This is a genomic window from Prosthecobacter sp., assembly GCF_044373815.1.
Taxonomy (GTDB): domain Bacteria; phylum Verrucomicrobiota; class Verrucomicrobiia; order Verrucomicrobiales; family Verrucomicrobiaceae; genus Prosthecobacter.
On the sequence record NZ_JBIPNG010000423.1, the window covers coordinates 1 to 5,829 of the forward strand.

The 5,829-nt window shown below is 57.6% G+C and carries 3 protein-coding genes and 1 pseudogene; all 4 read right to left on the minus strand.

Features of this window, described 5'->3' with window-relative positions; genetic code table 11:
* Positions 1-229 precede the first annotated feature (229 nt).
* Positions 230-565 (minus strand): transposase, encoded by a 336-nt coding sequence (locus ACIREA_RS24945; protein ID WP_397385047.1) that lies wholly within the window; start codon positions 563-565, stop codon positions 230-232.
* A gap of 99 nt (positions 566-664) precedes the next feature.
* Complete coding sequence (locus ACIREA_RS24950; RefSeq protein WP_397385048.1) at positions 665-853, minus strand: hypothetical protein; 189 nt, start codon at positions 851-853, stop codon at positions 665-667.
* Positions 854-978: 125 nt separating this feature from the next.
* Positions 979-5,229 (minus strand): family 16 glycoside hydrolase, encoded by a 4,251-nt coding sequence (locus ACIREA_RS24955; protein WP_397385049.1) that lies wholly within the window; start codon positions 5,227-5,229, stop codon positions 979-981.
* A 128-nt stretch (positions 5,230-5,357) separates the two neighbouring features.
* Positions 5,358-5,829 (minus strand): annotated as a pseudogene (locus ACIREA_RS24960) (N-acetylgalactosamine-6-sulfatase); the annotation flags it as partial.

Consider the following 5,829-nt stretch of genomic DNA (forward strand, 5'->3'; position numbering starts at 1 on the left):
TTCCAGCTGCTTCCAGACATGATTGAAGATGAGCTGGGCATCTTTGATTTCCAAATCAGCCGGCGCGGCAGGTTTGGTGACAGGTTCGTTGGTGGCAGTCGGCATTGGTGGGCTTATCCCAAGGATAGGCGCTTGCCAAGTACAAGGAGCAGGACTTGCCAAGTCCTGGCTTGGGTTTGAGCCCCCCCTCCAAATCACCCAACCGGGACTTGGCAAGTCCCGCTCCTTGTCACACAGTCTTGGCCAGCTCACTTTCCCACAGCGTGTATTCCCCCTCTCTCAGACACGCTTTGGCTGGATTTCGCCGAATATAGCGAATCACATTTCTCAAGTGATCACCATCGCGAATAAGACGGTCGAAGTAGTCATGCTGCCAAAACTGGCCTTCCGTGTCCAATGCCTCGTTAATCATACCCGCCGTCCGGCGCTTCAAGGTATGAAGCACTTTCTCCAGCGGCCAGTCTGGATGCAGCACCAGCAGAATGTGCACATGATTGGGCATCACAACGTAAGACAGGAGTTCGTAACGCTGCTCATGGAAGAACTTCAGAGACTCCTCCACCATACCCCGCAGTGACGGCTGTCGGAGAACACAGGAGCCATGACCCTCATCCAGCCATTGATCCACCCGCGCAGAAAAGAGGCGATGAAACTCCGCCTCATCCTACAACGACAACGGTGACGGATGAGTCTCCAGCCAGCGCCGCCGTTCGAGATCCAGCCCGCGAAGCATCTCCTCAGGCAATGAATCCGCCATGCGAAAAGTGATGAAGTAAGCCGCCCCCGGCTGCTGCCTGTGAGGAAGATTGTTCCGCGTCACCCGAATCTCTGTGAACGGATCGAAGAACCTCATGGGAGGGACGGGTAGCCAAGGAGCGGGACTTGCCAAGTCCCGGTTTGATGATTTAGAAAAGCTCTCTCAAACCTCCAGGCGGGACTTGGCAAGTCCCGCTCCTTGGTCGAAGACGCTCCTTGGGCCTACCCCTTGAGCGTCATCAAATACGCCAGCAAATCCGCCACCTGCTGCTCTTGCAGCGCATCAAGCAATCCTTCGGGCATCAGCGAACGCCGGATAAACTTCGTGCTGCGAATGTCCTTCTTGTCCAGTCGGCGGTCGGGCAGCCCGGGCATACGGATGATCGTGGCGTTCTTGTCTTCACTGACAAAGAACGCATCAATGAGATCGCCGTTTTTCATCTCCACGCGGTAGATGCGGTAGCCCGGCTCCATGGCAGCATTCGGGGTCAAAATATTACGCAGCACCGCCTCCAAGCCCATCGCACCCGCTCCGCTGAGATTCGGGCCGATCTGGCCGCCCGCACTGCCGATCTGATGGCAGGCCATGCACAGTGCACTGAGCACTTTGCCATTCGCCGCGTTGCCCTTGGGAGCGAGCGCGGTGAAGCGGGCGAACTTGGTGTCCAGCGCCTTGGCCTGCTCCTCCGTGAGCAGTGGTGGCGAGTCGATGGTTTTGGCGATGCGAGCACCTTTGCCAAAGATGATTTCATCCCCAGGTTTGGAGGTGAGATTTATTTTTTCATGTGCTTTGACGGGCCTCATGGTTTCATACACCGAGGTGGCAAGAGGCTTCCTACAACCATGCGGATTTGATTCTTTATCCCACTCATCTTTAACAACTCGGTCAAACGTGGCGCGGATCTCTTGAGCACTGCGCGCTGTTTTCCACACACGGAACTCCGTAATCACACCCTCCGTACCTTGCTTGGGCCCACTCCATCCGATCTTGCAGTTCTCCCACCTTGCAGGCGCGGGTTTGCTGCCGGTGGCATCCAGTTCGCCGTTTTGGTAGATGCGGAAGATGCCTTTGTCATCACGGGTAACGGCGAGGTGCGTCCAGAGATCGGGTGTCATGGGCTTCGTCGCCACACAGACATCCTTCAGTTCTCCTCCAGCATACACGCGGAACTTGGAACCGAAGAAGTTCATGTCGACGCCACCGGGGGTGCCGAGAAGGCCGTCGCCATTGCTGATGCCCTCGGCAAGTCGCACCCAGGCCTCGACGGTGAAGGGCCCATCGAGCGTGATCTTGGAATCAACCACGGCGGTGTCTTCGCCATCGAGCAGCAACACTTCGCGGAAAATGCCGCCGAGCTGCTGCTGAAGTTTTTCGAGTGCAGGATCATTGCCCAGAACGGTGGCGAGCCGCTCGACTGTGGGACCATCGAGATCCGCTTGTGGTAAAGTTTTATCGAGCAATGCTGCAACGATGGTCTGCGCGCCCGCCTTGGTACTGGCAAGAGTGTTCAGCGCCGCACGGCGCTGCGCTGGCTGGAGCGAAGGATAAAGCGTGAGGAGCTTGGCTGCAGCATCTGGCGCGCGTGAGGCGGCGAGAGCTTCGACTGCCGCATCACGCACCTGGGGTTTTCCAATCGTGGCGAGCGAAACGAAAACATCTGCAGCCCCACTGCGTAAATCCTTCAAGACCTGAAGCGAGGCGACGAAGTCCTTGGGATCACTGGAATTCGTGCCTTTTGAATCAACCACCATGCGAAGATCACCTCCGCTGATGGCGATCGCCATTTTCAAGGGTTGAACAAGACTGTCCTCCAAATCGACGAGCTGGAAACCGCCGATGAGCTGGAGAGCGAGATTGCGGACAGAGCCGTCAGTACGCCCGATCATGCCTTTCGCCGTTTCAGTCAGCAACGGTGCGATCTGTTTCGCGTCGAGCTTCGTGCGCTGGGTGAGCAGCTTCTCGGCAACAACCGTGCGTGACTTTTCATTCGTGAGAAGCGCCTTGAGAGCATCGCCCACGCCGGCTTCCGCAGGGAACTGAGCTAGCCGCAGCAGCTCTTCATCATTCGGAGCACGATCCAGCTGCGGCAGCAGCTTTGCCACACGCGATGCGCTCGTCTTCGGTTCCAATGCAAGCGAGGCAAGCACGCGGGCTTCCACCGGCAGTTTTGCAGCAGCTTCAGAGTCGAGGAACTTCGCGACGACATCCGGATGCCGCTCCAAGAACATGCGCACCAGGAAGCGTTCGAACTCGCGGTCATAAGCCTCGCGCACAGGAATCTGTTTTGGCCCACGGGAAGATTGAATGGTTGGACCGGGGAGGCTGGGTTTGGCAAATGCGAGCAGTTCCCCAATGTTCTGATTGGAGAGATTGCGACCGAGAGCGCGGATTTGAACGCTCTCACGGGGATAAGCATACTCAGACGCAGCCCAGTGGTTCGCGCCAAGCTCTTTTCTATCATTAAGAGTTTGCCAGGCAATTTGAGTTTTGCCAACGGGGCCATCTTTGAGCGCTGCGTTGAGTTCTTCACTGCTTAGCTTCGTGAAGTCAGCCACTTCCGTTTTCGCGCCCTTTGGCTTCACTCGCCAGATGCGTCCGCGCGTCTTGTCACGGTCTGGATGCGCTCTCGGCACTTCATTGTGGGAGATGATCTTGTTGTACCAATCGATGATGTAGATGAATCCGTCGGGCCCGTTGGTAAGGCCCACAGGACGGAAGAAGGGATCGTCGCAGGTGATGAGGTCGGCGAGTTGTTCGAGTTTCCAATACGCCCCGTCGCGGTGCATGCCGATTGTTTGAATCTTGGAGGTGATGGGATTGGCGACGGCCATGGTGTGCGCCGCTTTGGGGTCGCGGAGAGTGCCGCTTTCGATCAGTGCCAGGCCGCTCAAACCGGTGCCGCCCATGCGGAACTCGGCCTGCGGAGGGAAGTCGGGCTGGTAGCTTTTCTTGAGGGCTTCCATGCCGCCGGGGTAGTAGGCATACTCGTGGAAGGGCATGATGGGGTAGCCGTAGTCGTTCGCTTCCTGAATGAAGGTCTCGCCTTCGCCTGAGATGACGAGGCCCCAGATGTTGTTGGGACCGACGCTGGTCATTTCAAAATCGCTGCCATCAGGCCGGAAGCGGGCCATGCCGCACTTCGGATATTCAACGACGACATCACTGCCGGGCTTGTGCACCTTGCTGTTGTTGAAGAGGCCCTGCGCCATCCAGATCCAGCCGCCGGGGGCACGGGTAAACTGATGTGGAAACAGGTGCGAGTCCTGCACGCCGAAGCCGGTGAGGATGACATCGAACTTGTCAGCTTTGCCGTCGCCGTTGGTGTCCTTGTAGAGCTTCAGATCGTGACCATGCTGCACGTAGCATGTGTCGCCATTGCCCCAGGGCAGCATGCCGGTCGGGATGGCGAGGCCGTCGGCGAAGACGGTGGGCTTGGTAAGTCCACCCGCGGGAATCGGCCCATTGACCGACTCCCGCGGATAGACAACCACCTTGTCCTTGCCGTGGGCTGCATACACGGCCTCCGCAGCAGCGGGGTTTTCATTCGCATCCACCGGGTATTCCAGCGCCGTCTGCGTCCACATTCGACCTCGCTGATCAAAGTAAACGCTGACGAATTTGCCCAGCCCTTCGCTTTCTTTGACGACGAGCTCAATCTCATAGCCTTCCGGCACATGGAACTTCTTCAGCTGCTCCTCGGCGGTTAAGGCGGTGCCCTGGACGTTGTTGTAGCTGATGTCACGCTTCGGTGCTGCGGCAGCATCAGCCTGTGGCTTCGGCGGCGGGGCGACGAGCTTGCGTGCGGCATCCACGCCACCGAGTGATTCCCAAGTCGGCGCACCAGGTGTGGGCGGCAGTTCTTCAATCGTCACGTCTTTTACTTGCACGAGGCAGACGCCACCACTGTGAACCTGCGGGCCGATGAGGCCATCCAGCGCGATGTTCTTGTCCGTCTCGGTGTAGTCGATGCAAAGAACGCCATTGATCCACGTCTGAATGCGCGCGCCTTCAGCGCGGATGCGGTATTCGTTCCAGCCAAAGACATCGATGGCCTTGTCCAGCGCAGCCTGCTGCTCCGGGGTGGGGGCCCAGATGACCTTGTTGCGGCGGAACTCATCATAAATTTTGCCAAACCAGCCTGCACCGCAATCGACCTGATAGCCGGTCATGTGCGCACCGCCGGGGACTCGCAGGCTGCGAATCTGAATGCCGCTGTTGAGCATGCCGGTCTTCGGATCGCCGCTGACCTTGATTTTGAGCTTCAACTCAAAGTTCTGATAATTCTTCTTCGAGCAAATGAAGTGGTTCTCCTTGATCTTCTCCGTCGTGGAGCCTCCGATGATCATGCCGTCTTCGACCCGCCAGATCTTGGGATCATAGTCCCAGCCGTCGAGCGACTTGCCGTCGAAGAGCGAGACGGGTTCCGCATGCAGGGCGGTGGTGAGGAGGAGCAAAGAGAGGGCGTACTTCATGGGTTGGCTGGAATAACGGGTTGGTTAAACGCAGGCTAGCAGTATGGCATGCACGGTGTCATGCCTGAAATGCACCTGAGCGTGACTGAATGTCAGTATAGGTAGTCGACAAGTGGCGCAGTGTTTGCTCATTTCCCCTTAGTCACTTGAGGATGTTTGCGTTCAGGCACAGGGCCATCGAAAAAGCGTGCGCCGCTGCCTGTGTGATCGTAGTCGCCGAGGTCCATCCGTGCCTCGTGGGTGAGTTGGCGCAGGTGCGCAAGGACATCAGGATGCTCTGCGGCGACGTTCTTTGTTTCGCCGATGTCATTATCAAGATCGTAGAGGGAGAGTTCGTCCACGGCATTGCCTGCAAAACGGCCACTCCAGCCCACCCAGGGCGGATTCGCGGGACGCTTCCTCACAAATTTCCACTTTCCGCTGCGGACCGCTTGGAGATGCGTAAAACAGTAATAGTAAAAGGCTTCGTGCGGTGATGGTGTGTGAGTGGGGTCGTGGAGGAGGGGCGTTAGATCACGGCCATCGATGATACGGTCTGAAGGTGTCTTGACTCCAGCCAGTGAGGCAAACGTAGGTGTCAGGTCGATGGTAGAGGCAATT